This window comes from Arenicella xantha (assembly GCF_003315245.1).
GTDB lineage: Bacteria > Pseudomonadota > Gammaproteobacteria > Arenicellales > Arenicellaceae > Arenicella > Arenicella xantha.
Genome location: NZ_QNRT01000001.1, coordinates 699,466 through 724,701, shown reverse-complemented (window position 1 = coordinate 724,701; position 25,236 = coordinate 699,466). Strand labels below are relative to the sequence as shown.

Annotated in this window: 28 protein-coding genes and 1 tRNA gene; 25 read left to right on the top strand and 4 right to left on the bottom strand. The window is 47.8% G+C overall.

What is annotated here, in order from left to right:
* The first annotated feature begins 19 nt into the window (after positions 1 to 19).
* The 23 genes from DFR28_RS03070 to DFR28_RS02960 all read left to right on the top strand — a co-directional run bounded on the left by DFR28_RS03070 (position 20) and on the right by DFR28_RS02960 (position 21,079).
* On the top strand, positions 20 to 1,309 hold the full coding sequence (locus DFR28_RS03070) for a hypothetical protein (protein WP_113952821.1): 1,290 nt from the start codon (positions 20 to 22) through the stop codon (positions 1,307 to 1,309).
* A gap of 19 nt (positions 1,310 to 1,328) precedes the next feature.
* Positions 1,329 to 2,405, top strand: coding sequence for a vWA domain-containing protein (locus DFR28_RS03065; protein WP_113952820.1), 1,077 nt, complete (start codon positions 1,329 to 1,331; stop codon positions 2,403 to 2,405).
* Positions 2,402 to 3,403: a vWA domain-containing protein gene (locus DFR28_RS03060; RefSeq protein ID WP_113952819.1), complete on the top strand. Its 1,002-nt coding sequence runs from the start codon at positions 2,402 to 2,404 to the stop codon at positions 3,401 to 3,403. Before DFR28_RS03065 ends, DFR28_RS03060 begins: the two co-directional genes overlap by 4 nt.
* Positions 3,393 to 4,073 (top strand): hypothetical protein, encoded by a 681-nt coding sequence (locus tag DFR28_RS03055; RefSeq protein WP_147250913.1) that lies wholly within the window; start codon positions 3,393 to 3,395, stop codon positions 4,071 to 4,073. The genes DFR28_RS03060 and DFR28_RS03055 overlap by 11 nt, the downstream gene beginning before the upstream one ends.
* The gene (locus DFR28_RS03050; RefSeq protein WP_113952817.1) at positions 4,070 to 4,768 is read left to right on the top strand and encodes a hypothetical protein; all 699 of its coding nucleotides are present in this window, start codon (positions 4,070 to 4,072) and stop codon (positions 4,766 to 4,768) included. Before DFR28_RS03055 ends, DFR28_RS03050 begins: the two co-directional genes overlap by 4 nt.
* A 27-nt stretch (positions 4,769 to 4,795) precedes the next feature.
* Positions 4,796 to 6,220 (top strand): M48 family metalloprotease, encoded by a 1,425-nt coding sequence (locus tag DFR28_RS03045; RefSeq protein ID WP_113952816.1) that lies wholly within the window; start codon positions 4,796 to 4,798, stop codon positions 6,218 to 6,220.
* A gap of 152 nt (positions 6,221 to 6,372) precedes the next feature.
* Entirely contained in the window at positions 6,373 to 7,116 is a 744-nt protein-coding gene (locus DFR28_RS03040) for a YebC/PmpR family DNA-binding transcriptional regulator (RefSeq protein WP_113952815.1), read from the top strand.
* A gap of 33 nt (positions 7,117 to 7,149) precedes the next feature.
* Positions 7,150 to 7,653, top strand: a complete 504-nt coding sequence (gene ruvC, locus DFR28_RS03035; protein ID WP_113953391.1) for a crossover junction endodeoxyribonuclease RuvC — start codon at positions 7,150 to 7,152, stop codon at positions 7,651 to 7,653.
* Positions 7,650 to 8,249 (top strand): Holliday junction branch migration protein RuvA, encoded by a 600-nt coding sequence (gene ruvA, locus DFR28_RS03030; protein WP_113952814.1) that lies wholly within the window; start codon positions 7,650 to 7,652, stop codon positions 8,247 to 8,249. Before ruvC ends, ruvA begins: the two co-directional genes overlap by 4 nt.
* 8 nt (positions 8,250 to 8,257) lie before the next feature.
* A complete protein-coding gene (gene ruvB, locus DFR28_RS03025; RefSeq protein ID WP_211316829.1) occupies positions 8,258 to 9,307 on the top strand; it encodes a Holliday junction branch migration DNA helicase RuvB in 1,050 nt (349 codons plus the stop codon).
* Positions 9,300 to 9,722, top strand: coding sequence for a tol-pal system-associated acyl-CoA thioesterase (gene ybgC, locus DFR28_RS03020; protein ID WP_113952812.1), 423 nt, complete (start codon positions 9,300 to 9,302; stop codon positions 9,720 to 9,722). Before ruvB ends, ybgC begins: the two co-directional genes overlap by 8 nt.
* Positions 9,723 to 9,922: 200 nt before the next feature.
* Positions 9,923 to 10,609: a protein TolQ gene (tolQ, locus tag DFR28_RS03015; RefSeq protein WP_113953390.1), complete on the top strand. Its 687-nt coding sequence runs from the start codon at positions 9,923 to 9,925 to the stop codon at positions 10,607 to 10,609.
* A gap of 9 nt (positions 10,610 to 10,618) precedes the next feature.
* Positions 10,619 to 11,044, top strand: a complete 426-nt coding sequence (tolR, locus tag DFR28_RS03010; protein ID WP_113952811.1) for a protein TolR — start codon at positions 10,619 to 10,621, stop codon at positions 11,042 to 11,044.
* Between the two features lie 16 nt (positions 11,045 to 11,060).
* Entirely contained in the window at positions 11,061 to 12,005 is a 945-nt protein-coding gene (gene tolA, locus DFR28_RS03005; protein ID WP_113952810.1) for a cell envelope integrity protein TolA, read from the top strand.
* Between the two features lie 2 nt (positions 12,006 to 12,007).
* Positions 12,008 to 13,330 (top strand): Tol-Pal system beta propeller repeat protein TolB, encoded by a 1,323-nt coding sequence (gene tolB, locus DFR28_RS03000; protein ID WP_113952809.1) that lies wholly within the window; start codon positions 12,008 to 12,010, stop codon positions 13,328 to 13,330.
* 40 nt (positions 13,331 to 13,370) lie between these two features.
* Positions 13,371 to 13,892: a peptidoglycan-associated lipoprotein Pal gene (gene pal / locus DFR28_RS02995; RefSeq protein WP_113952808.1), complete on the top strand. Its 522-nt coding sequence runs from the start codon at positions 13,371 to 13,373 to the stop codon at positions 13,890 to 13,892.
* A 95-nt stretch (positions 13,893 to 13,987) separates the two neighbouring features.
* On the top strand, positions 13,988 to 15,235 hold the full coding sequence (gene ybgF / locus DFR28_RS02990; protein WP_113952807.1) for a tol-pal system protein YbgF: 1,248 nt from the start codon (positions 13,988 to 13,990) through the stop codon (positions 15,233 to 15,235).
* 37 nt (positions 15,236 to 15,272) lie between these two features.
* Complete coding sequence (queE, locus tag DFR28_RS02985) at positions 15,273 to 15,911, top strand: 7-carboxy-7-deazaguanine synthase QueE (protein WP_113952806.1); 639 nt, start codon at positions 15,273 to 15,275, stop codon at positions 15,909 to 15,911.
* A 58-nt stretch (positions 15,912 to 15,969) separates the two neighbouring features.
* Positions 15,970 to 16,650 carry a 7-cyano-7-deazaguanine synthase QueC gene (gene queC, locus DFR28_RS02980; RefSeq protein ID WP_113952805.1) on the top strand — a complete coding sequence of 227 codons (681 nt, stop codon included), beginning with the start codon at positions 15,970 to 15,972 and terminating at the stop codon, positions 16,648 to 16,650.
* On the top strand, positions 16,651 to 18,174 hold the full coding sequence (locus DFR28_RS02975; protein WP_113952804.1) for an ATP-binding cassette domain-containing protein: 1,524 nt from the start codon (positions 16,651 to 16,653) through the stop codon (positions 18,172 to 18,174). It abuts the gene before it with no gap.
* A 194-nt stretch (positions 18,175 to 18,368) separates the two neighbouring features.
* A tRNA-Lys gene (locus DFR28_RS02970) sits at positions 18,369 to 18,444 on the top strand.
* Positions 18,445 to 19,029: 585 nt separating this feature from the next.
* Positions 19,030 to 19,602 (top strand): site-specific integrase, encoded by a 573-nt coding sequence (locus DFR28_RS19805; RefSeq protein ID WP_211316828.1) that lies wholly within the window; start codon positions 19,030 to 19,032, stop codon positions 19,600 to 19,602.
* Between the two features lie 118 nt (positions 19,603 to 19,720).
* A complete protein-coding gene (locus DFR28_RS02960; RefSeq protein WP_113952803.1) occupies positions 19,721 to 21,079 on the top strand; it encodes a hypothetical protein in 1,359 nt (452 codons plus the stop codon).
* Between the two features lie 76 nt (positions 21,080 to 21,155).
* Here DFR28_RS02960 and DFR28_RS02955 read toward each other — a convergent pair whose 3' ends face one another.
* Positions 21,156 to 21,380, bottom strand: coding sequence for a type II toxin-antitoxin system RelE/ParE family toxin (locus tag DFR28_RS02955; RefSeq protein ID WP_170131955.1), 225 nt, complete (start codon positions 21,378 to 21,380; stop codon positions 21,156 to 21,158).
* The gene (locus tag DFR28_RS02950) at positions 21,373 to 21,561 is read right to left on the bottom strand and encodes a type II toxin-antitoxin system ParD family antitoxin (protein WP_113952801.1); all 189 of its coding nucleotides are present in this window, start codon (positions 21,559 to 21,561) and stop codon (positions 21,373 to 21,375) included. The genes DFR28_RS02955 and DFR28_RS02950 overlap by 8 nt, the downstream gene beginning before the upstream one ends.
* Before the next feature lie 301 nt (positions 21,562 to 21,862).
* Between DFR28_RS02950 and DFR28_RS02945 the strand changes: the two genes are divergently transcribed.
* Entirely contained in the window at positions 21,863 to 22,150 is a 288-nt protein-coding gene (locus tag DFR28_RS02945; protein ID WP_113952800.1) for a helix-turn-helix domain-containing protein, read from the top strand.
* A 116-nt stretch (positions 22,151 to 22,266) separates the two neighbouring features.
* Here the strand turns inward: DFR28_RS02945 and DFR28_RS02940 are convergent, their stop codons facing one another.
* Positions 22,267 to 22,476: a hypothetical protein gene (locus tag DFR28_RS02940; RefSeq protein WP_147250912.1), complete on the bottom strand. Its 210-nt coding sequence runs from the start codon at positions 22,474 to 22,476 to the stop codon at positions 22,267 to 22,269.
* A gap of 36 nt (positions 22,477 to 22,512) precedes the next feature.
* On the opposite strand from DFR28_RS02940, the gene DFR28_RS02935 reads away from it, so the two are divergent.
* Positions 22,513 to 23,133, top strand: coding sequence for a dihydrodipicolinate synthase family protein (locus tag DFR28_RS02935; protein ID WP_113952798.1), 621 nt, complete (start codon positions 22,513 to 22,515; stop codon positions 23,131 to 23,133).
* 108 nt (positions 23,134 to 23,241) lie between these two features.
* On the opposite strand, the gene DFR28_RS02930 is transcribed toward DFR28_RS02935, so the two are convergent.
* Positions 23,242 to 25,098: a carbohydrate-binding module family 20 domain-containing protein gene (locus tag DFR28_RS02930; RefSeq protein WP_113952797.1), complete on the bottom strand. Its 1,857-nt coding sequence runs from the start codon at positions 25,096 to 25,098 to the stop codon at positions 23,242 to 23,244.
* Positions 25,099 to 25,236 lie beyond the last annotated feature (138 nt).

Below are 25,236 nucleotides of genomic sequence, written 5' to 3'. Positions count from 1 at the left end.
AGGCCCAAGATAAATAAGCATGCACACAATTCTGCATATTAACGATAATAATATTTTGCTTCAGACTGATTCAGTGGTTCAGGCTGGGCCGGGTTACGCCTGGTTGAAAGGCGATTCAGTAGTGTTTGATTCTGACTCGAGTTTGCGCCCAATCGCTCATTGTCGGCTCGCGCCGCAAGAAATCAATCAGCGCTACTGGTTGCAGTGTGATCAAAGTGCAATCCCCGCTAACCAGGCTGGTATGCGCCATGCAGGTGACCTTATTTGGAGCCACTTGACCGAGCTGCGTGGGACTCATCAACTTGAGACTTTGGTGGTATCCGTGCCCCCGCATTATCGTGATGCTAATCTGCAGTTGCTGTTGGGGATTGCTGAGTCGTGCGGTCTAAATGTATCAGGACTCGTTAATAAAGCGGTCTTAGCCGCGGCGGGGCTGGCGTCGAAGCACGGTGAGTATCTGCATATTGATCTCCAATTACATCAAACGGTGCTCTCAAGACTACGATGTCAAGATGGCCAAGTATCGCTCATTGAATTTGATGTTTTGCAAGATGTCGGGATACATTTGATGCAAGAAGCCTTACTTAAAGGCTTGCAGTCACGCTTTATACAAAGTGATCGTTTTGATCCGCTACATGATGCGAGTTCCGAGCAGCAGCTATTTGATCAACTCGCCGATGTGGCCAAACAAATTGAGGAGTTTGGTAAGGCTAAGGTTACCGTCCAGCATCATGCGCAGTTGCACAGTATTAGTATTGAGGCGAAAGATTGGCATGACCTACTTGCCCCGTTTTTTGAGCGTGTTGTTGAGCGGAGTCAAGAACGTGCTTTTGCTGATGTTTACATTGATTTAAATGCGCTATTCGATGGAGTTGTTCCAACGCAGTTGTCCAAGTCAAGACTAGCGGTAATTGGGTCGCCAGATCCAGCTCCAGCAGTGTTGTCTGAATTAGTGGATACCGATGTGGCTCGCTATATCACCACGCTACCGATTGCTAATCAGCCGTCCGGTGCTTCGACGCTGGAGGTTTCGCGCTCAGCGCCAAGCCGCAACGTAAGTGCTGAGACGAGCCCCAATGCGGCTACTCATGTGCTGTTTGCGGGCACCGCAATTGCAATCGAGCAGGCCCATATCGCGGCAACTTCGAATAGTCTTGTGGTGAGCCAAGGTGAGCCGAATCTAAAGCGACTTATTAGCAACGGCAAGATTTTTATTTTGAATGATGAAGCACGTCAGAGTTTGCGTCCTAACGATCGTCTAGCGTCGCACGTGGCAGACGGAGTGCTCACTGTGATTAGAGTGATTTAGACCGGTTTGACTGAATAATATGGCGCGCAAAAGAATCCGCAACACCTCAACATTCAGCCTGTCTTTTTTGGATATTATGTCCTGTGGCTTAGGTGCTGCGGTGCTTATTTTTTTATTGCTAAAGCACGTCACAGATGCGCCGGTGAATACACTAGAGCCGCAGTTGATGTCAGAGCTTAACCTCTTGGAGGAGGAGATCTTGCAAGGTGAAGCGAACTTGGCACGTATTCGCAACACAATTAGTGATGTCAGTGATGAATCGGTAGTCGCGCAAGGTCTAGCACGCAAAATTGAGGACGACATCAATCAGTTGAAGAGTCTACTAGAGGAGATTCAGCCTGACTCGGCGGTGGATGTGCCGGGCTTAAAAAAGCAAATTGCTAAGCTAGAACGGCAAAAACAAGCCCTCGAAAATGAAATTCCAGCAGGCAATAAAGCGTATCAGTTCACTGGCGATGGTGAGCGGCAATATCTTACCGGAGTCCGCTTAGGCGGTGAGAAGGTTCTGATTCTAGTCGATGCCTCGGCGAGCATGTTGGATGAGAGCATTGTGAACATATTGCGTCGTCGAAACATGAGTAAAGAGATGAAGCTACGCTCGCAGAAGTGGGGGCGAACCTTGGATATTACGCAATGGATTGTGGCTAACTTGCCGTTGTCGAGTGACTTTCAAGTATTGACCTTCAATGAGGATGTGAGTGCGGTATTTGGCGATGAAATTAATTCTTGGTATCAAGTAGCGGACCGTCTCTCCATCGCCTCGGCGGTGCAAGGTATGAACTCAGTCGTGCCTGAAAATGGCACCAATATGCATCGAGTGTTTGAGGCTGCTATGGCTATGCAGCCACGACCGGATAATATCTTTTTGATCACCGACGGCCTTCCGACCCAAGGCGGTAATGCGCCCACTAGCGGGAGCATTACAGGGTATCAGCGACTACGTGTTTTTAGTGATGCTGTTCGGATACTAGAAGACGTTTCTGTGAACACCTTTTTACTACCCTTGGAAGGTGATCCTTACGCAGCCGCGGCATTTTGGCGTTTGGCTGTTCGTTCTCGGGGCTCTTTTGTGACCCCTGCGAGGGATTGGCCATGAGTCGTCGAGTCCGCCGTCGCAGCGAAGATGCGAACATTTCATTTCTCGATATTATTTGTTGTGGTTTTGGTGCCATCATTCTGCTGCTGGTTATTGTTAAGCCTAGTCAGCCAACAGTGCTGGAGGAGTCGATCATTCAAGACAAAGGGCTGGTGCGGGCGCTACAGGAGCGGCTCTTTGAGATTCGTGGGCAGGTGGCTTATTTAGAAACCGAGTTGAATGCTAAACAGCAGCAGCTTGGTAAAGATCAGCGTCGAGTCGCTATTTTGCGTAGTGAATTCGACGTGTTGAATTCGCGTCAAGCCAGTGTGGACGATAACGGTGCCGATGACGCATCCCAACTTGAAGATTTGCAAATCGCATTGCAGTCACTTAGCCGAGAAATGCAGCGTCTATTAAAAGGGCGCAAAAAGCTCAATGAATACGTGGCCGGCGTGCCAGTTGATTCTGAGTACATTATTTTTATTATTGATAGCTCAGGCAGTATGAAGACGTCGGCTTGGCCAAAGTTGGTGCGTGAGGTGCAAAGCACACTGACGATCTATCCTAAAGTGAAAGGTATACAGGTTATGAATAATGAGGGCATCTATATGTTTCCACAATATCGTGACCGCTTCATGCCTGACACACCAGCGCGGCGGCGCGACATTATTCGTAAGCTTAATGATTGGTCGGCATTTAGTGCCTCCACGCCAGTCGGCGGAATTACGCGTGCAATCAAGCAACATTTTGATAAGAATAAGAAAATAAGTCTGTACGTAATGGGCGATGACTACCAAGGGCGTTCAGTGGCGCGCGTGGTCAAAGCCGTTGCAGAACTCAATGAAGCGAATGCGCAGGGCGAGACGTTAGTGCGTATTCATGGAGTTGGTTTTCCGGTGTTAGTTAACTCTGCGACGGGGCCGAATAGCTCTGCCACGCGATACGCGAATTTGATGCGTCAGTTGGCTGAACAAAATAATGGAACGTTTATAGGTTTGAATAGCAATGTCAGATAAACACCACAGTCGACTCAATTCAATGCGGTATCTTCTGATGTTGTTGGCTTTGTTGCTGAGCGGCTGCGCCAGTAACGTAGTAGTTAAAAGTAATATTCCGACGCCCCTAATCGAACGTTTGCCAATCGTTGGGGCGATTAGGTACACCGATGATTTTGAAAATTACCGATATACCGAAACCGAGAAGAAGCGTGCCTTACAAACGCTGGATTTCACCGATGCGCAAAGGGTGATGTTCAATCAGATTTTTGGCAGTTTGATGACTGTGGTTCCGCTTGATAGCCCAGATCGTCAACTGGTAATTGAACCCGAAATTTTAGATATGCAGTACACTGCGCCGCGTGAGACTAAGTTGAACCAATATGAAATTTGGATCAAATATCGAATAAAGCTGGTGGATGCTGATGAACAAAAAATAGCGGACTGGATTATTAAGGGGTATGGAAAAACGCCTACTGCAATGCTGGGTTCAAGTGGGGCAGGTTTTAGTTCGGCGGCCAATATTGCATTGCGCGATGTCGGTGCTCAGCTTTCTATTGGGTTTGCTCGTCAAGCTAGAATTAGGGCGCTAGTGAAGCGTAATGCAGAGTCTAGTTCAAGTATTGAGTTAGCAACCCAGTCGCAAGCTGAGCTCAACACCAAAGCACAAGATGAAGAGGTGGAAGAATGATACAAATAAGTTTGCCTCGTGTTTGTGGCGCATTGCTATTATCGGTATTGGCATCAGCGTGTACCACAATTAATGTCGACCAGGTACGGTTGCGAGACAATGTTGAGCTCAATCAAGGCGATGCAATGGTAGTGTTAGGGCGTCACCAAACAGCCGAGGTTCAAACTGAGTCGTCGCTAATTGCGTGTATTGGCAATAAGCTAGCTCGAGGCACCGACAGAGTGAGAATTATCGGTGAGCCTGAATTCGTTGATGCATTTTATCCTTGGTTTGAAGCCAGAACTGCGCCATTGCGACCCGCCAAGTTAAAACAGGTGCTAGACCAGCCGTTAGTTGCAGCAAAAATCGAAGCCATGAAAATCCGCTATTTCGTGTGGGTTGAAGGCTCGACTGAGCGCACTGACGGGGCTGGCAGCATGAGTTGTTCAATCGGACCTGGTGGTGGAGGTTGCTTCGGGTTTAGCACTTGGGAAGATACGAGTGATTACGAGACTACAATTTGGGACATAGCGAGCTTCACCGAGGTGGGGCGAGTTAGCACTGAAGCCGTTGGCACGTCTTACATGCCGGCGTTTGTGATTCCGATTCCATTTTTGGCTCAAGTTCAAGGAGATGCTTGCGAGGGGATGGGGAGTCAACTAGTCCGGTTCTTTTCTCAAACAGATGAGACTGAATTGAATATGAGAGCTAACTAATGTTGGCTGATTGCCCGGAGCGTTTTAATGAATTCTAACCGTTTACTGCTCAAGCAACTGATGCTGCTGGTCGCTCTAAGTTTGCTGACAAGTGATTTATGGGGCGCGGTTCCAACTGCAGGGATTGACCTAAAGCGGCACCTTGCTCTGATGGCTGAAGGCCCGGAGTATGATGATCCCGAACTGAATGAATATGTGACTAAGGTCGGTAACCGAGTGTTGGCACAAAGCGAGCAGGCGGATAAAAACTACACCTTCATTATTCAAGATATTCCAATCCCTAATGCGCGAGTAGCGGGTTATGAGGTCGTGTATATCAATCGCGGCTTACTTAATGTATTGAATTCTGAGGCCGAACTTGCTGGCGTAATGGCGCATGAGTTAGGTCACAACATCGCGGGGCATGTTAAAGAGTCGGTTGCTCGCGATCGGCGCAATCGATTTTTCGCGACTGTAGCCAGTATTTTGGTAGGCAACAGTAGTTTAGGGGACGCGATGATGGCGCAAAGCGATGTCAATAGGTTCAAATATTCCAGGCTTGCAGAGCTTGAGGCTGACTCCTTTGCATCAAAATACTTGTACGCCGCGGGTTACGAGCCGAGTCAGCTGATTGGAGCTTTATCGCAATTGGCAGATTTTGGGACTTTTTTTGCGCAAGTCTCAAATCAAGCGCCATCACATCATGGTCTAGCCGCGACCCATCCGCGTACTGACCAACGTTTGCGTAAGGTTGTTGAAGACGCTGGTGTTTTGCCGCCGGGCGAAGGGTATGTCGGCCGAGATGAATATCGCGAGGCTGTTTCTGGAATCGTATACGGGCCGAATTACCGGCGAACCGCGCCCAAAGGTTATAAGCGCTATAGCAATGAGAACCTCAACATCACTTTTTTATACCCTGATACCTGGAGCTTTGATCTTAAGGGGGCGAAAATTGTTTTGAAAGATGCGCAAAAGACCGCGCAGCTGAAGATAAGTATCGAGCCGACACTCGACATAAAAGTAACGAGTGAGGAAGCCATAAAAGCCAAGTACCCCGACGATTTGGTTGACCTGCAAAAAATCCATCCGGACGCGACTCGAGACTTAGGAATGATCGGCGCGCGCCCAGCGCAGCGTGTGGCACTTGCTATGGTTGCGCGAAATACATTTCACTTTCTAGGGATCGCTAAGAATAATCAAATTACCGCTGAGCAAGATCGTGAATTTGTCGAAATTATAAGGTCATTTAGGCGGATGACGGCTAAGGATCGCACTGACGATTATGTCACCGAGATCTACTATGAACGACTCAAGCCAGGTGAGACGTTTGAGTCGCTGGCACGTGACGCTAAGCTCAATGCGGCTACTGCAGAAATGGAGTTGCGCGTGCTGAATGGTTACTACCCGACTGGTGAAGCTGAGCCCGGCACGTGGATCAAGAAGCTACGAAAAGTCAAAATAGACATGGATTGATATCGGCAGTCGATGCTTAGTTAAGTATGATTCGTTCAGTCCAATGAGTAAGCTTCGCAATAAGATTTTATTAATCCGCGGTGAATTCCCCTGCGAATGGGGCTGAGCCAATGTTAGAATACGCGTTTGAGTAACATCTAGACGGTATCATCATGGCAGGACATAGTAAGTGGGCTAATATTAAGCACCGCAAGGCCGCTCAAGACGCAAAGCGTGGCAAAGTATTTACCAAGCATATTCGTGAAATCACAGTGGCTGCCCGTGAAGGTGGTGGTGACGTTGACGCGAACCCAAGCTTGAGAATCGCTGTCGACAAAGCACTCGGCGCGAATATGACGCGTGACACGGTTGAGCGGGCGATTAAGCGGGGCACTGGAGATTTAGACGGTGTTAGCTATGAAGATATTCGTTACGAGGGCTATGCGCCATCGGGTATCGCGGTGTTAGTCGAGTGTTCCACCGACAATAAAAATCGCACAGTAGCTGAAGTTCGACATGCGTTCAGCAAATACAATGGCAATATGGGTACCGAAGGCTCGGTTGCGTATATGTTTGACAAGGTCGGCGTGATTCTGTTGCCTGAAGGTGCTGATGAAGAAGCGGTGATGGATGTTGCGTTAGAAGCTGGGGCAGAAGACATTGTGCCGCATGATGATGGCACTATTGAGATCACATCGCCGCCGGAGCAGCATACTAAAGTCGAAGGCGCCTTGATTGAGGCTGGCATTGAAATAGAGTCCGCTGAAGTAATTCAACGTGCGGCTAATGAAATCAGTCTTTCGCAGGACGATGCTGAGAAGGTCATGCGATTGATCGATGCTTTGGAAGACCTTGATGATGTGCAAGATGTATATAGCAATGCTGATTTTCCTGAATCGATGTTCGAGCAAGAATAAGGCCTTGCATCGAGTGTGAATAATCGGAGTCCCATCACCATCTTAGGGATTGATCCTGGTTCCAGAATTACTGGGGTTGGGGTCATCACTGCGCGAGGCTCCGATCTGAAATACGTGTACTCTGAATCGCTGAAGTTACCGAAAGGTGAGTTGGCCATTCGATTGCATGATATCTACGCGAGATTGCAGCACATTATTGAGCAGACTAAGCCAGACATGGTGGCAATTGAACGTGTGTTTTTGGCGAAGAACCCGCAGTCGGCATTGGTGCTTGGGCATGCGCGCGGCGCGGCGATGTTAGCTGCGGTCAATAATTCGTTACCAATTGTGGAATACAGTGCGACCGAAATCAAAAAAACGGTAGTTGGTCGCGGCCGAGCCGATAAAGCTCAAGTCCAGCACATGATGCGTGTTCTTCTGGGGCTGCGGACTGCGCCAGAAGAAGATGCTTCGGATGCACTGGCTGCCGCCGTGTGTCATGCGCACCATCAACAAATCAATACTACCGTCCGCGAGGCAGGGTATAAAATATTATGATTGGATGGATACAAGGGCTTCTAATGGAAAAGCAGCCTCCGGCTTTAATGATTAACGTAAACGGTATCGGCTACGAGCTTGAAGCGCCGATGACCACCTTTTTTGATCTCCCCGCCACCGGCGAAGCGGTGACCTTATTCGTACATATGGTGGTCCGCGAAGATGCTCAGTTATTGTTTGGCTTTTCCAGTAAACAGCAGCGCGAGTTGTTTCGCAGTCTCATTAAAGTGAATGGTGTTGGCCCTAAAGTAGCGCTAGCCGTGCTCTCAACCCTGTCGGCTGAGGAGCTTGTGCAGTGTATGGTTAATGACGACGTCACGCAGCTGTGCAAAGTGCCGGGAATTGGCAAAAAAACTGCGCAGCGTCTATTGGTGGAGATGAAAGATCGGCTAACCAAAGAATTTGGTGATGTCGTGCTCGAGTCGAATCGTCCTGACGGTGCGCCAAGTCAGGAGCAAGACGCAATTGCAGCATTAGTCTCGCTCGGTTATCGACCTATCGATGCATCAAGAGTAGTTAAGTCGTTGGACAAAGACCTCAGTAGCGAGGACTTGATTCGTCAGGCGCTGCGCCATCTTTCGGGTAACGTTTTATAAGGCCTATGATGGAAGAGAATCCAATTAATCCTGATTTACAGCTTGGCGAAGACGATGTGGTTGATCGCGCGCTACGCCCTGAGTACTTAGTTGATTTTGTCGGTCAGCCAAAGTTAAAGGAGCAGCTGTCGATCTTCATTCAAGCGGCGCGAACTCGCAAAGAGTCACTAGATCATGTGTTGTTATTTGGTCCGCCGGGGCTAGGTAAGACTACGTTATCGAACATTATCGCGCGTGAATTGAAGGCGCGAGTCCGTCAAACCTCGGGGCCAGTGCTTGAGCGCGCCGGCGATTTGGCTGCGGTGTTAACCAATCTCGAGCCATATGATGTTTTGTTTATCGATGAGATCCATCGATTGAGCCCAGTGGTAGAAGAAATTTTGTATCCAGCAATGGAAGACTTTGAGTTGGATATTGTTATTGGCGAAGGGCCTGCAGCGCGCACCGTGAAGCTGTCATTGCCCCCATTCACATTAATCGGTGCCACTACTCGTGCCGGTTTGCTAACGTCGCCTTTACGAGATCGCTTCGGCATTGTGCAGCGGCTTGAATATTACAATTCTGATGATCTAGCTAAAATCGTGCAGCGTTCATCAGACATATTGGGTGTTCCCACTGAAGTTGATGGTGTGCAAACGATTGCCGATCGCGCTCGTGGTACTCCCCGAATTGCTAACCGCTTGTTGCGCCGAGTACGTGATTACGCCGAGGTAAAAGGCAACGGTAAATTGACCGAAGACATGGCTCGTGGAGCCTTGGATATGATGGAAGTTGATCCGCAAGGGCTGGATTGGATGGACCGTCAATTGTTAACCGCGATTATGGAAAAATTCGATGGGGGGCCGGTTGGCATCGACAGTTTGGCTGCTGCCATCGGCGAGGAACGTGGCACTATCGAAGATGTGATTGAGCCGTTTTTGATTCAGCAGGGCTTTATGATGCGAACGCCACGCGGACGCATGGTAACCAAACGCTCGTGGGCATACTTCGGATTACAAGCGCCGGCGAACTTAGAGCCAACGGTCAGTCCGCAAGCTAAGTTGTTTGGCGATGCTTGAGTCTGCTGAGTCAGAGTTGGCGAGTTTTGAGTTTCGCCAACGAGTCTATTATGAGGATACCGATGCCGGTGGCGTGGTATATCACTCTAAATATCTAAATTTTATGGAGCGTTGTCGTTGCGAGTGGCTAAATTCGCTTGGCTTCGATGTCGCTGATTTGCAAAACAACGATGGCATTATGTTCGTTGTGCGTCACGCTGAGCTTAGTTTTGACAAGCCAGCCAAGTTGTTCGATGAGCTGATAATCACGGCTGCTGTATTGCATGTGGGTAAGGTTAAGCTGGAGTTGCAGCAGAAAATCTATAATCAATCGCAATTACTGTGTAAAGCCACTATAAAGTTAGCGACTTTAGACAGCGCTTCGTTTAAATTAACCGCCATGCCTGATCCGCTGAGAATAGCGCTCTCGTTGTAACTCTCGGTAGGGCCGTCGCGCAACGTTGCGTTGGTTGGCTCATCAACGGTCAGTAAAAGGGTATAAATCCGAATTGAATATATGTCCGAGCTACTTAGTGTGGCTCGGTCCTTGAGGAATAGTTAATGGGTATTGAAAACCAAGGCTTACAGCCTGAATCGCTTAATGGTGAAGCTGCTACTGCGGTAGTCGAAGTGGCGATGCAAGATAATATGTCGATCATGTCGCTCATGTTAGAGGCAAGCCTCACTGTGCAGTTAGTGATGTTGATGCTGTTTCTGGCATCATTGGTCTCGTGGTCAATTATCTTTTCCAAGTTTTTGATGTTGCGCCGTGAACGTCGTTTGACTAAGCAGTTTGAGCGCGAGTTTTGGTCCGGCGGTAGTATGCAGTCGCTCTACAATCAGTGGGGCGCTGAGACCAAGCGCGCTTCCGGCATGTCCGAGATTTTTGTTGCTGGGTATCGAGAGTATCAGCGTCTTACGGAGCGTGGTTATGCCAATAATAATGATTTGCTGGACGCGGTTCAGCGTGCGATGCGAGTCGAGCTTAGTCGCGAGATTGATCACTTGGAGTCGCAGATACCTTTTCTAGCGACGGTTGGTTCCACCAGCCCGTACGTCGGCTTATTTGGCACGGTATGGGGCATTATGAATTCTTTTAGAGCGCTCGGTTTATCTACTAAACAGGCTACCGTCTCAAGTGTTGCACCAGGTATTGCCGAAGCGCTGATTGCTACAGCAATGGGTTTATTTGCTGCGATTCCAGCGGTTATTGCCTACAACCGTTTTTCATATCATGTTGAAAAATTGGTCGGTCAGTATGAGATCTTCATGGAAGAGTTCATCAGTATCGTTAATCGCCAATTGGCGATAGAGAAAGACTAGGCGCTAATTATGAGTAGCTATCGAGACCGTAAACGCAAGCCAATTGCCGAGATTAATGTAGTGCCATACATTGATGTGATGTTGGTGTTGCTAATTATTTTCATGGTCACGGCACCGTTGCTTACCGAAGGGGTGAAAATTGATTTGCCACAAACCGACGGGAGTCCGGTTGAGGCGAATTCTGAAGCACCAGAGCCAGTCATTTTGACGGTTGATGCGAGTGGTCAGCTGTTTATTGATGATCAAGCTAAAAGCTCTGAAGAAGTATTGCGCTATGCTCGCGCAGTGCACAGTCTAAAGCCCAAAACTGATTTTTTAGTACGTGGCGCTAAGCAAGCGATATACGATGACATAATTAAAGCGATGGTGTTGCTTAAACAAGCGGGCGTAGAAACCGTTAGTTTGGTGACCGAACCGATTCCAGACAAAAAGTAGGCGATAAGATATAGCGATGAGTGATCGACGCAAACGAGTAGGGGCAACCAATAAAATGCTGGCATATATTGCTGCTGGCGTTATCCATCTAGTGGTGATCGGCTTGGTGGTGTTTAATTACACCGCTAAGCGTGATGTGGTTGAGTCATTTGACGCTGAAAAGGTGGATACAATCAATGCTAGTGTTATTGATGACCGCAAGCTCGAGGAACAAAAAGAAGAAATTCTCAAGAACGAGCAGCGTAAACGAGATGCAGAGCGGCTTGAGCGAGAGCGCTTAGAGAAACTTAAGCGTGAAGCGAAGCTAGAAGAGCAGCGTATTGCTGATCTGAAAAACAAGCAAAAGCAGGAACAAGTAAAAACCGAGCAGCTTGAGGAACAGCGCAAAGCAATTGCATTGCAACGTAAAAAAGAACAGGACAAGGCGCTGGAAGAAGAAAAGCAGCGCATTGAAGCGGAAAAGCGACGTAAAGCCGAAAAGGAAAAACAGTTAGCCCAAGAAGAGGCTAACCGAAAAAAAGCAGCGGCTGAACGCAAACGTTTGGATGAAGAGCGGGCTCAGCGCGAGCTTGAAGAGGCTGACCGTAAACGGCTAGCCGACATGTTGGAAGCCGAAGAACAAGCAGCAAAACGAATTCAAGCTGATCGTCGAGCCGGAGAGCGAACCGCGACGGTGCAAAGCAAATATGCAGATTTGATTAAAAGTGCGATTAAAGCAAAGTGGCGCGTCGCTCCTGGTACCGAACGTTGGCGTTCAGCGGTGGTCAATATTAAACTATCTCCACGTGGCGAAGTTGAAGGCACGCGTATCGTAAAATCTAGCGGCCTTCAGAGTTTTGATGAAAGTATCGAAACTGCAGTGCTGCAGGCTAATCCGCTACCCTTTCCCACGCCTGAAGAAGATCAAACGGCTCACGTCAAATTGCAAAACATCAATCTCACTATCGATTTAAAAGAGTAGGAATGAGTAATCTTATGAAACCAGCACAGAGTTTGAAAAACCTTCTTTTGTTCGTGCTCTTGGCCGCCGCGTTCCAAGTATCTACTGCATTTGCACAGGTAGATATCAGTATTTCGGGCGCTAAGGTAAAAGGGATTCCGATTGCTGTTGTGCCTTTCAAGGTGCTCGATGGGCGTGTGCTAGAGCATAATATTCATGAGATTGTGGCGTTTGATTTAAACGCCACTGGCAAATTTGAAACTGTTCCAGTTGACCGTTATCCCAGTTTTCCATCGCGTTATGAAGAGGTTAGTTTTAAAGACTGGCGGTTTGTTGACGCCGAGGTTTTAGTTATCGGCGAAGTCTGGGTCTTGGATGGCGGTAAATATGAAGTGCAGTTTCGTATGTTCGATGTTGCTCGTCAGCAAGAGATCGGCAATGGTAAGCGCATATCAAATCTAAGTGAACGTGAATTACGCACCGCGGCGCATGTTGTTTCTGACACGGTCTATCAAGCATTTACCGGAGGGTCTGGTGCGTTTCAGTCAAGCATGGCCTATGTGACTCGCACCGAGATTGAATACCAACGGTTTCGCTTTCGTTTAATGGTAGCCGATTGGGATGGTTTTGGAGCTCGTGAAGTTTACGGGTCTTGGAAACCGATATTGTCGCCAAGTTGGTCGCCAGACAGCTCCAAGCTTGCATTTGTGTCGTTTTCTGATCGTGGCCCAGTGGTGCAAATGGTCGATTTGCAATCAGGCACGAGTAAGACTATTGCTAGTTTTAAAGGGGTTAACTCAGCTCCGGCTTGGTCGCCTGACGGCACTAAAATTGCTTATAGCACGTCGCGTCATGGTAGCCCCGACGTGTATATTTACGAGCTTGCCAGCGAGCAGCATGAGCGCGTAACAACGCATTATGGTATCGACACTGAACCAGCTTGGTCGCCGCGAGGAGATAGTGTTTTATTTACCTCTAGCCGTAGCGGAAAGCCACAAATTTATAGTTATAGCCTGTATGATAAATCGGTGTCTCGAATGACATTTGAGGGCGACGAAAATGCAAATGCATCATATAATGCGAGCGGAACGCATATGACCATGGTGCATGAGGGCGGGCAAATCATAGTAATGCGTGAGGAAGACGGTCAAACGACTTGGCTCACCAATGCAAAATATGATGAAAGTCCTAGTTTTTCTCCGAATGGAGACATGGTATTGTATAAGACAGAGCAGGGCTACGAGCCAGCTTTAGTCGTGGCCTCGTCAGATGGTCGCGTTCGAACAAGATTGGAATTAGTAAGTGGTGACGTACGTGAGCCGGCGTGGTCGCCATTACGCAAGTAAAATAACACGGCAAAATAACAAATCATTCTTGGAGTGAAATATGAATCGTAAATTAGGTCTGCTTTTGACCATCGTGCTGGCACTTACTGTTTCTGCTTGCGGTAATAAGAAAGACTCAGGCGCCGTTAGTGACACAACAACTACTGCGCCAGTTTCAGAAGATACTAGCAATCAAACGCTATTTAACACTGGTTTGACTGCGCAAGAACTGCGTGACTTGGGAATTGAAGGCGATCCTTTGAACTACAAAGTATTGTATTTTGAATACAATAGTTCAGCTATCGACCGTCGTTCAACTGTGATTGCTAAGCGTCATGCACAATATTTGGGTGCTAATGGCGGAGCGCGTGTAACCTTAGAAGGTCATGCCGATGAGCGTGGCACACGTGACTACAACTTAGCGTTAGGTGAGCGTCGTGCACAAGCGGTTGCTGAGTTCATGAACTCAGAAGGTGCGCAAAGCACAATTCAAACAATTTCTTACGGCGAAGAGCGTCCTGCTGATCCAGCTCATACTGAAGCAGCTTGGCAGCAAAATCGTCGCGTCGAAATTAAGTACTAATTAACTATCGCTCACCTTCGGGTGAGCCAGCAGTGCTAAGGGATTAGAGTATTGTTATCCCTTAGCCTGTTGAGTTGATTTAGGTAGATCATTTTATGCGAAGAGTAACAACGTTATTAAAATTCATCGGGGTAACACTGTGTGTTGCCCCGATTTTGTCTGTGGCTTATGCGCAGCAAGGTAGTTCGCAAGGCGATCTATTATTGGAAATGCAGGAGATGCGTCGTGAGATTGCAGAACTGCGAGACATGGTAGAGCGTCAGCAATTTCAGTTGCGTAAACTACAGCGTAGTTCAACCACAGCACCATCGACTGATCGACAGTCCGCGGGCTTAGTTCGCCCTGCGGCGAATCAGGTTGGCGCTGGTTCTATGTCCTCTACATCGAATGTTCCTAACAGTACTGGTGTTGGACAACAGTCGTCGCGCTTCCCTAATAGTAATGAGGGAGGTAGCGAATTAAATCCGATGCCTTCGGATTTAACTTCCAGTGAAACTAGTGCTGGTGCCGAGTATCCTGCTTCTGACCAAGTTGAGGAGCGCATAATAACTGCGCCGGCTTTGTCTAATGGCACAGTTAATTCGTCGAGCCAAGGCTATCCGCCGGTGATTGACCGAAGTATTGGCGCGAGCCCCGGACAACCAGCAGGCAATAATTCAGCCGATAGTAATAATGTCAATCGCGGTGGTGCGGTTGCGGGTATTCCTAACGGCTCTGATGTTGCGCAAGCGCAACCTAATCAGAACGTGTATCAACAGACACAACCTAACCCAATTTATCAGCAGCGTACCGAGCAGGCTAATCAAGCTTCGCAGCCGGCAGCGCAGGTCGCGCGCCCAGGCGGCGTGGTATCAATTCCACCTGTTAGCACTTTGCCTGCAAGTCGGGAGTCCGAGTACGGCCGTGATTACGGTAGCAAAGACGTGGCAACTGCCGATTCGAGTTCGGTTGATGGCATTCCTACGGCATTGAGCGAAAGCGATTATTACCGCCAAGGTTTTGACTTGATGAAGCAATCAAAGTTTGACGATGCGGTCAGTGTATTTGAAAAGCAACTTGCGGCTTATCCTCGTGGAGAATCGGCTGATGATGCCCATTATTGGATTGCCGAAGCGATGTACGTTAGCCGAAACCTTGATGTGGCTAAGAAGCATTTACGTACTTTAATTCAAGAATACCCACGAAGTCGACGTGTGCCTGATGCCATGTTGAAAACGGCGTACATTGAACAACAGCAGGGTAATCAAATAGAAGCCCGTATATTGTTTCAAGAGATCGTGAACTTCTTTCCGAAATCCGATGCGGCCATCGCGGCTAAAAATCGACTCGCCGACAGCGACTAACTCATGCTAAAGGCTCCAACCGGAGCCTTTCTTCATTGTGACTATTCGAATTACCGAAATTTTTTATTCTATTCAGGGCGAATCCGGCACTATCGGTTATCCGACTGTGTTTGTGCGTTTGACTGGATGTCCGATGCGCTGTAGCTATTGTGATACAGCGTATGCATTTCACGGTGGCAACAAAATGGAGCTTGCTGACATTGTTGTCGAGGTTGGCAAATATCAGGTAAAGCACGTGTGTGTGACTGGTGGTGAGCCGCTAGCGCAACCTGAGTGTCACGATTTAATGCGAACCCTTTGCGATGCAGGTTATAAGGTTTCAGTTGAAACCGGCGGGGCGATTGATATTAGCCAAGTCGATAAGCGTGTTTACATTGTGTTAGATATCAAAACGCCAGCGTCTAACGAAGAACCAAATAACAAGTACGGAAACTTAGATCACATCAAAGCATCTGATTGCTTAAAGTTTGTGATCTGTGACGACAATGATTATCAATGGGCTAAAGATTTCGTCGACCAACGTGGTCTAACCGAGAAGTGTGACGTATTCTTTTCGCCGTCAGCCGACCAGCTGTCCGCTACTCAGTTAGCCGATTGGATCATTCGCGATCAGCTTGCGGTGCGCATGCAAGTTCAGCTACACAAAATTCTTTGGAATAACGAAGCCGGGCGATAAGGTTAGGCGTAGACCGCTAGCAGATCGACCCTAGTCAGCAACTAGATTATTTTACGTTATGAGCAAATCAAACAAAGCCGTGGTACTCGTCTCTGGCGGATTAGATTCGGCCACCGTTCTCGCCATGGCACGAGACTTGGGTTATCAGTGTTACGCATTGAGCATGGATTATGGTCAGCGTCATCGCATTGAATTGGACCGTGCCAAGAAGGTAGCACTTACCAATGGTGCGACTGAGCATCGGGTTGTGCGAATCGATATAGGAAATTTTGGCGGTTCGGCATTAACCGATCGTGACATCTCGGTACCGACCGAGGAGACTGCAGATATTCCGATCACCTATGTGCCGGCACGCAACACAGTGTTTTTGTCAGTCGCGCTAGGTTGGGCCGAGGTGTTAGAGGCGCAAGCGATTTTTATCGGTGCCAACGCGGTCGATTATTCAGGTTACCCAGATTGTCGTCCTGAGTATATTGATGCGTTTCAGCAGCTAGCAAACTTGGCCACCAAAACCGGTGTCGGTGGTCATACTATCCGTATCGAAGCGCCCATTATCCAACTCACCAAAGCAGAGATTATTAGGGAGGGGATGCGTCTTGGAGTCGACTACTCTCAGACTATCTCTTGTTACAATCCGCGCACCGATGGCAAGGTATGTGGCGAATGCGATTCTTGTCGTATACGCGCAGCTGGTTTTGCTGCTGCTGGAATGCCGGATCCTGCGCTAGCCGCAGACTAAATGCTCGAAATTAGATCTCTTAGTTATCGGCTAGGCGATGGACTATTGTTTGACGCGCTTGATTTAGTTGTCGAGCGCGGCGAGCACTGCGTTATTGTTGGTGGTAGCGGTAGTGGCAAGTCAACATTATTGACGCTTATAGCTGAGCAGCGGTTAGCTGAGATTAGCGTGCCCAGCGGCTCGGTAGTCGCTATGGTGCTGCAGCAAGGCGCATTGCTTGATCACCTAAGCGTGCGTGCCAACCTAGAATTGGTGGCTCGGTATAACCCTGACCGCTACGACCCCACCAGCATCGATAGCTTGCTCTCGCGACTTAACATTGGGCCGGAACTGCACAATGCACGCATTAGCCAGTTAAGTGGTGGCCAACAGCGACGAGTTAGTATTGCTCGTGCTTTGCTGACGCAGCCTGATCTAATAATATTTGATGAGCCTGATGCAGGGTTGGATATTCACAATTTAAGCGCTTTAGCGATGCTGGTCGCTGAGTTGGCGGAAGAGTACCAGTGCGCCTGCCTTACTGTTTCGCACAACCCGATTTATATTGCTGGCGTCGCCTCTAAGGTGTTCAGACTTAAAACTGGAAAGCTAGAATCGCTTGCAGATTGGGGCGGTTCAGCCGGTGATGCGTCTATGCTTCACGACCGACAACAATCGCTATTGTCGCAGCTCAGCACTTCGCAACATTTGAACACGAACGCTAATACGAACACGGGTCAGTCATCGTCGGCTAAGCCTTCAAATAGGGCCCTATCTAAAATCAGGTCTAAGCAATTAGTATTTATTGTATGGCTCAAACAAGTGATTCTTACGTGGTTGAGCGTGTGGCACTGGCCGCGGTCGCTGCGTGATGAGATGCGCATAGCCGCTTACACGGTGTACCTGTCGTTCGTGTCAGGCATTTTATTCTTTGCGCTGGTTGGTTTGATGCTCGGAACCACCACGGTAGCGGTAGTGCAGATGTTGTCAGACACAGCGCTTACCGGACTCATTCGCTTGTTCATTAAGCCAGACGACTTGATTCAATTGATGGGCGGCCGCTACGTGCTGTATTTAGCTCCGGCGATTGGCGGCATGCTGTTTGCTGCGCGATCGGGCAGTATTATGAGCAACTGGCTCGGCGAGTTAGTGCGAGGTAAGCAGACACAGGCGCTGAAATTGTTGGGCGTACCACCTAGTCAATATTTAACTGCACCGGCACTTATCGGTTTATTTGTGTCGATGATTGCGGCTATTGTTTGGTTTGCAGTTTGTGTGTGGTTCGGCGGGGTTATAGCAACGCAGCATTTATTCGGGATCGCTGATCCGGCAGCCGTTATGTCTGTCAGCGCCGTGGATGTCACCCTGAGTAGCTTTTGGTTTAAGACGTTTTGTTACTCGCTAATCGTTGCGTCTACGGTGGTTGCGCTAGGTTTAGCGCCTAAACAATCGTCTCATCAAGTCAATATTCACACGACCAAGACTATAATTTATTCCACTCTATCAATCGCTCTTTTGGAGCTGCTGATTATTCTGAGCCGTTAAACAAGGAAAAACTCCTAAATTAGGTAAAAGAAAGTGCCAAAAGGGGTTGACCGAACATACCTAAGACAAGATAATCACGCCTCGTTTGTGCAGCGCCAAATTCGTTTTTGATGTTGCTTTTATAAGCAAGCGACGAGCAACAAAATTTTGCTTGGCAAGAGTGTAGAAATACATAGATTGCGTATTTTTGAGAGGGGGCGTTAGCTCAGCTGGTAGAGCATCTGACTTTTAATCAGGTGGTCGCGCGTTCGAACCGCGCACGCCCCACCACTCAAACATATTTAAGAAACAATGACTTAAAGGGATTTTTTAGTTCGTTCGTTTCTCTCCATTTGCCTAGTAAGGAAGCAAAAAGTACAATTTAAGTACACTTCTGAGATTTTTGAGGTACACATAGCAACTCTCACCTAAACCGATTCTGGACGTTGGAAAGCGATTATCCGTCGCAAAGGGGCGCCTATTGTCTCAAAAACATTTCGAATCAAGCGCGATGCCGAAGACTGGGCACGAACAACAGACGACGAAATTGTTCGAGGCGTCTATATTCAACGCAGTGATTCAGAGAAACTACTCATCTCCTCAGCCCTAGTAAGATACCTAGAAGAAGTTACCCCTACTAAGAAAACCTCCACACAAGCGGGTGATAGAGCCTGCGCAAAACTCCTAACTGCCCACTTCGGTCGCTACAGCTTAGCCAGTTTAACTGCCGATAAAATAGCCGCGTTTAGAGATAGGCACATAAAAGCCGGCAAGGGCAATAACACCGTAAGGTTAGACCTCGCGCTACTCAGTCATTTATACAATACCGCTATTAGAGAATGGGGCATTGGCTTAGCAGTGAACCCAGTAAGCAACGTGAGAAAGCCTAAGGCCGGTGAAGGCCGAAACAGGCGCTTAGAAGGTGATGAGGAAGAGCGGCCAATTGCTGCCTGTAACGCGCACCCAAACCCGTTCTTAGGGTGGATTGTAAGGCTGGCCTTGTACACAGGCATGCGGCGCGGAGAAATCATTAACCTAACGCGCAAAGACATCAATATGTCTAAGCGAACCATCACGCTAAAAGACACCAAGAACCATTCGATTAGAACAGTGCCGTTAACTGAAAAAGCTCATAAGACACTAAGGGAAGCGCTAAAGTTTAAGATTAGTCCAGCTGATACTAAGCAAATTTTTAACGGGGGTCATGAGTGCACAGGAGAGCGCAAGCCTTACACGATTAACAGAGTTTGTTCGCAAGCTTTAAAGAGAGCAGAGATTGAAAACTTAAAGTTTCATGATCTCTGTCATGAGGCGACAAGCCGGTTCGTAGAGGCGGGCTTGTCGGATCAGCAAGTTGCATCGATAACTGGGCATAAGTCGATGCAGATGCTTCGAAGGTATACTCACCTTAGGAGCGAGGATCTGGTAAGTCAGATAAAGAATATTTAGTCATAAAAAGAATATTTAGTCATAAAAAGAATATTTAGTCATAAAAAGAAGAGGGGTATTCAGCTTGGAATGCCTGTCGGGATTTTAAAAGCGAGTAATTTAACCTTAAGGGGGTGATATGGATACCATTCTAAATAATCGAGAGATAGCGAGCCTAATATGGCTAGCTATCATTGGCATTCTTTTCCTATACAAGCCAGAAGTTAGAAAGATTGTCTTTGGTCTAGTTAAGCTTGCGTTCGGGCCAACATCGCTAAAGCTAATCCTAATCTTGGCGAGCTACGTAGGGTCTGTAGTGTATGGGTTAAAGCTACTTAACTTTTGGGGCATATCTGATTTGAAGCTAACGATGATGTGGTTCGCTTTGGTTGCGATACCAGCCATATACGTCGCCAGTTCACAAGAGCATACAAGCTTTGCTGCGAGCGTTACCAGTTGGATAAAATCAAATTTACGCTTCTTGGTTATCTTAGAGTTTCTGGTAGGTCTCCAAACCTTTTCACTGGTAGGGGAATTCATTTTTATACTTATTGTTTCGGTACTAGCCATAATATCCGTCGTGGCCGATATAGAAGAGAAGACACAAAAAGTAAAAATCTTACTCGATTGGGTATTAGCGATAATTGGCGTGTTTTTAGTTGTACGTGCAATGAGCTACGTTGGGGATAATATCGAGAAACTAACTAACCAGCGAACATTCAAAGACTTTGTGCTTGGCCCTTGCTTATCATTGTTCCTATTACCCTTTAGTTACGCCATTCACCTATTTGTTAAGTACAACAATATCTTTAGCCGGATTGACCGGTTTTGTCCGAAGCCTCTGGTCTTCAGGGCGAAATGTATTTCAGCAATAACGTTTCGAGAGAACACAAAATTGGCATCAGAGTGGGTAAATTGTTTTCTCAGGTCGACTATAGATACAAAAAAAGCACTAAGAGACTCAATTAGGTTGTATTCAAATTTGCCAAGACGATTTGATAATCCCGCGCCGGTTTTAAAGGAGCTGGGCTGGTCGCCGTATATCACACTGAATCTATTGGAACGCTACGGTCTTAACCCTTTCATCTATCAGCCAATCTTAGAAAATGATTGGGGTGGTGAAACCAACAGGCTTAAATTCGGGGATCGTTCGCTTGCCAATGCCGTAACTTTTCGCGTCGACGGTAATGAAGATGTGGCTAGCTATCTCAAACTCAGTCTAGAAATAAATTATCAGCAGGATAATGCCGATGATCTTCTTGAGCTATATCGAGAGATGGGAAATGCGCTCGCTAATGAAGTTATGGGCATTGACCTTCCGAATGCGCTCGATCAAGCCATTAAAAATGTGGAAAAGGCAGAATACGAAGATGAGTTTTATCGCCTTGAAGTTGATGTGGACGACTACAGAGACAAGTCTGCCGGGTTTTCAGTTTTCTTAAAGATGTACCACTTGAAAGCGTATCAGGCGTACACCGCACGCGAGCCTGTTTACTAGGATTGAGCATTAGTAAGATGGCGAGCGGGTTCCATTGATTGATGCAATATATCAATAATTTCAATTTGCTCGGCTTTTACCCGTAGTAAATTGTGTGAGAACCAACAAAGTAGCTAAACCAATCAATATTGAGTTCAGGCCGGTGCATTCCCCGTTGTGGGTTTTCAGAGACAAACTCTAAACGGTCTAACAAGCTTTCCAAATAGCGTATAGCTTGTTTAGGCCCAGATTGTTTAGCAGTATAGGTATCGATCTCAGCAATACTTCTTGCCGCTTCTGGCGATAGTACGTAGTTAGCCACGTTTGGCAATTAGCTTATTAATAAAGTCATCACCATTTACAAACTCGCCTCGATCAAGTTGAGCTTCGCCCATAGCTAGCTTTGAGCGTATTGCAGTCAGTTTAGCTTCGTCTTCTTCGATTTTACTGTCGATAAAGCTGGAAAAGTGTTCACCAATTGTGACGCTGGTATTTCTAGGCATAATTATTCCTCAACACAATATGTATTACATATTAATACCCTTTATATTGTTAATCAAAATAGCTGGACGGGGTTTTAGTTGTGAAGCGCGCAGCGCGAGCTGCTTAAATCCCGATGGGCGCAAACACACGCAAGGAGGCAACGGAATAGTCCTAAGCCAAAATAGATTCTGCTGCTGTGCTGCGTTTAGAGTTTATTTTGAGCTTACCGTAGGCTTGGGGATTATAGTGAACGGGCAGCAAGGCCATTCATGTGACTCGCGCTTAATTTGATTGAATGTACCAAAAAAGGTACAGTTATCTATGGCTAAGAAGAATGCACACATCGGTTCATCGTTTGATGACTTATTTGAAGAAACGGCTGATCTTACTGAAGCTAGCGCGGTGGCGATTAAACGTGTTGTCGCTTGGCAAGTTTCTCAGAAAATGGAAAACGAAAATATTTCAAAAACGCGCATGGCACAGCTAATGGATACCAGTCGTTCAGCGCTTGATCGTCTACTAGATCCGACAAACACTTCGGTGACTCTCCACACATTAGACAATGCTGCTAAGGCTCTTGGTAAGACGTTACACGTCGAACTGGTTTAAGAATTTTGTGAACTGAAGTCGTGCGCCAAGTTACTAGCAAGCTAAGAACGAGGCGCGCTGACGTTTCAGCAGCTAAGCTATTGGTAACCGAGAATATCTTCGGACTTGTGAGCGTACTAGATACTTAAATCAAGAAGGTTGTAGTCTCTTAACGGCATAGTGTTGTCACTATCCCATTTCAGCTGAATGTTTTTGTCCGCTAATGGCTTGTAACGATAAGAAGTCTCATCTGGAAACCGTTGTCGTCGAGCGTCGATAGCATAGCCAATGGCATGAGCACGTTGTTCGATCAGTGCTTCTGTATACACCACGGACTCGCTGTGCATGCCTGCTCCTTTAACATCGAGCACCGATGATCGTTTGTGGAATCCGAAGTTGACTGTCACGCGCGGCGCTCGTCGTTACCTATTATTTATTACCACTTTCCTCAGGTATCCGATATTTGGTTAAACCCAGAGCAACTCATAGCGTTGATGGAGATCGACAATGTTGTTGGGATCAAGGATAGTTCTTTGAACAATTATGCGGCAAAGAAAGTATTGGCGAGTGGGCGGTGTGATAACTATTTCACCGCGCTAAGCCTGTTTCTACCGCGTCTTTTTTCGCACGGAGCGCGCAGGGCTATTTGTCCACTCGCGGCTGTCCATCCGAGTTCTGCGTACAACCTATATCAAGCGTGTGATGAGAATACGTCGGGTCTAGAAAGCTCGGCCGAGTTCCGTAGTTTGTTAGAGCTGCTACCTATTGTGAGCAACCCGACTAAAAGCACCGATACCTTGTGGAGGCTCCTAAAGCTAGCTTCCAGTCTTCCGTACCCTGTGCTTAAAGCGGCTGCGAGCCCTCATTCAGCAAGCAAAGAAGCACTCAAGTTGCAGGGCATTCCGATTCAGTCAACGGTCAGAGCCCCTTTGCCTGAGATTACATTGAATGCATCAAATGCAATTAAAATGGCGCTCCAACGAGCAGGTATTTCGGTTGTATAAATGTTTAGTGGCGTCTCAGATTACCGTGATGTACTGGCTTATGTGTATGGCCGACCTGCGTGCAATCATAGGTCGGCCATCGTTTGACGTTACGTTAAGTTGCTTAGCTTAGAATGAGCCCGACGTGCTGGTCGATGCGGAACCTAACTGATTGTTTGAGCCGTTTTGCCATTGCACGCCGCCACCAGACTCTAGCCGCTTGATACATTTCCACTCCATTGCTTGGTTAGCTGGGAGTGAGATCGTAGCACTCCAAGTTGGATACGCTGTTGGGTCTAATTTAATTGCGCTGTTTGGACTCCAGTTGCCGAGCTGTGCTGAGTCGCCTACCACATACACGCTCGTGCCCAGATTCGTCGAACCATTATTGCAGGTGAAGCTGACTTGACGATTACTGCCGCTTCCGCCGCCAATTTTGGCCCCGGTGTGAATTGCCATTGCACTATTGCGATTCGGCAGGTTGACGCTAACTTGGCCAGAGCTCACGGTGATGATGTCTCCAGTGCAGCTGTTATTTACAAAATCGCCCGACAGTATGTCGCAATACTGGCCATCCGCCATGCCGGTCTGAAGTTGTTGTACTAGCGGATATGACTCGTGGTTGATTGCTATGAACCCGGCGCCATTGCGCCCAAAGGCAATCTGGTTGGCGCCATTACTCCACCAGTTGGTCAGCGCTTGGTTTTCAGCCGTTTTGCGGAACGCTACCATGTTGGCTAAGCCGGTCCAACGATGTTCGCAGACCCAACCTTCACTACCGCCTCGATTTGGCCCGTAGGGTGCTTCGCAGCCGCCAGTTGGCGAGTTGGTCGGCACGGTCGGGCGACTTACTGAGCGGTCTTCGTTGGCATTAAAGTAATAGCTCGACATTATTTTGGGGTACCCATAAGGCTGCGCCATTTGGTAAGCCTCGGCAATGAAGTTGAGCCCGAACTCATCATTGTAATCGACAATGGCAAAGCGCCCGTCGCCGCGTTGATCATCGTGGTTGGAAACAAATATTACCGCTTTGTCGCTCGGCAGCATTCCCCATGCTGGAGAGCCAATTGTTTCTAAGTCTGCTAATTTTCCATTTTGACCGAAGCTGGGTTCGAATAGTCCTTGAAATTTACGACCTATATTGTCCGCCCATTGGAACTCGGTGACATCAGCGATGCTTGTATACTCGCTGGCGGTAATGGCTTCTTGGCCCGGGCTTTTGTCGATCACTTCTTGGAACACATAGACCGGTGTATTGGTGCCGGCGATTGGATTTAACCGCGAAACGATGTTTTGAATATCGGCTGGTGCCATATGTTTAGCCGCATCGATTCGGTAGCCTTTGACGCCCATGGCAGTGAGTCCATTAAGAAAACCGATGATTTTAGAGCGAACGTTCTCAGACTCTGTTTTTAAGTCGTCGAGCCTCACTAAGTCACAATTACGCACGTTTGCTGCATTGTTTTGATAGTCGCTACCATCGATCTCTGGTTTTCCGCAATTATGAAAGTCGGCCGCGGAGTAGGGAACGTCGGGATAGTTGTTCTGTGATGCGTAACGCCCCATGCTGCTTACCGTTCCATCACCACCGTCGCCGGCCATATGGTTGATAACGGCATCAACGTAAATGTCTACCCCGGCTTGGTTGCACTCGCTTACCATGTCGCGAAACTGTTGCTCGGTGCCGCTGCGACTATTGCCAATCGAGTAACTCATGGGCTGATAACGAACCCACCATGCGTCTTCGTCTAGTGCTCCATAGTCTTTTGCGCGGTGTTCTTGTGGTGGGGGTACTTGCACTGCTTTAAAGCCTTTGGGGCCCAAAAACTCAGTGCATTCCCGGCCGATATCAGTCCAGTTCCATTCGAATAAGTGGACAAACGTGTCGCCATTGGATTGAGCGTTGGCGGTCAAGCTGACGCTGGTCAATATGGCTAGTGCAAGAGATTTGCGCCATCTGCGCGATTTGGTGTAGGGTCGGTTCAAGGGAAGCTCCTTTCATAGTCTCTGTGGTTATGAGGTTGATAACTCTAGACTATGTCGTGTGGGCTTGGCTCATTCTGCATACGTATTCAGCGCAAAATACGGTGATGAATACGTATGCAGCTTGTCTGTGAGGATCTA